General features: G+C 36.9%; 1 protein-coding gene. It reads right to left on the reverse strand.

What is annotated here, in order from left to right; genetic code table 11:
* Positions 1-217: 217 nt before the first annotated feature.
* The gene (locus tag L1028_RS30985) at positions 218-700 is read right to left on the reverse strand and encodes a hypothetical protein (protein ID WP_234541958.1); all 483 of its coding nucleotides are present in this window, start codon (positions 698-700) and stop codon (positions 218-220) included.
* Positions 701-1,587 lie beyond the last annotated feature (887 nt).

Here is a 1,587-nt window from a genome sequence, read left to right on the forward strand (position 1 = left end):
GTTAGAGTTAGAGGTAGAGGCGGACAGGAAAACAATCGTAATTATTAAAATATCCAGGTACAGATAACATAAGTATAGTATTATTTCCAGCTTCTTTTTGAATATCAGTAGAGCAAGGATATAAATTCAGAAAATCAAGAGTTGAAAATTGAAACCAGATCATCTTGCTAATAGAAAAATGAGCATCCATGCACATCCGTTTGCAGACTTATGACTTCTATGACTCCCCTACGAACTCCTTTACTTTTGATGCAAAAGAATCCCAGCTTGTATCATATCCTACGCCAGACTTCCACCCGTTAGAACGCAGTTTCTGGCCTAAATTGATGTAATCGGCACGTTGCTTATCGTTTAGGCTAACATCTAAAGTTCCGTCACCAATCTTGAACTCATTCATGTAATCATACAATTTCATAAGGATGTCTTCCTTATCCTTATCTCTTTCCATTCCACTGTGTAAGATAATTGAATCAATGGCATCATCTAGTTTCTGGGTAACAAGAGTTTCATTTTTCCAATTATTATCTAGTTGATACTGTATAATTGCTTCAAGTTGAGCTAGATCTCGTTGAATGTAAGCATTCAATAATTCATATTTCAATTCTTCATTTCTGATGTCACGTTTATGATCTATAAATAATGCAACATTTCCGAATAGAGAGACTACTAGAATTACTATAATCCAGTCTTTTTTCCTCATACTTTCTCCAATCCCTCCTGAAATATCGTCCACTTTCAATAAAGTGCAATCACACATCTATGGCTAGTGTGGGAAAATTAATTGTTCCCTTGAATGTACAGTCCGACACATTGCCGTGTTTCTATAGTGCTATTGTATTCGCCCGCTAACGCCAATTCTCCCCCATTAAATCAATCACTTCATAAATTTTAATAACCATTCCCACCGTTGCTTTATTCAAGAGTTAAGAAAGGATCCTTCAATTCTCACCACCCACCCATATTTTGAAACATTCTTTTTACTCATAATTCGGCAATCAGTTTATACTATCCTACCAGTTCGTATTTTAAGATCAACCAGTTCTTTCTGGTTGATCCTTTTTTCATTGTTTAGGAAATTATACAGTGCAAAGAAATGTGGATAACTCCGATGAAAGAAGTAGGAGGGATGAATGTGAAAAATCAGGAGACATATGTACGGAAGGAATCTCGAGCCTGTGTTCATCTGCTTCACCTGTAAAAGTCGTTTTTTCATGGGTGTGAGAAGAAATATACAGACAAGAATTACGTAATATATTTTTTCAAGATCGTCGTAAATTAAATGAGTAAAGCAATCAGGTAGCAAAGGTCGTCCAGTATTATTACCGACGGACAAATAAGAGCAAGAAATATGAAGTCTCCATTCTTTTTGAACTTTACTATATTCTTCGATTTCACTGGTTAAACTTTGATTATTGAACTCATTAGTCCGTCTGTACATTGAAATTTCATCACTTTCACTGCCCTTTACTTGCCTATCAAGTAGGAGGGGGCGGCAAGCCCCCGTCCTCTCACACCACCGTACATGCGGGTCCGCATACGGCGGTTCCAAAAGGTTAACAAAGTTCCAGATAACGTGAAAGCAGACTT

Source organism: Paenibacillus pseudetheri (assembly GCF_924513355.1).
GTDB lineage: Bacteria > Bacillota > Bacilli > Paenibacillales > Paenibacillaceae > Paenibacillus_AQ > Paenibacillus_AQ pseudetheri.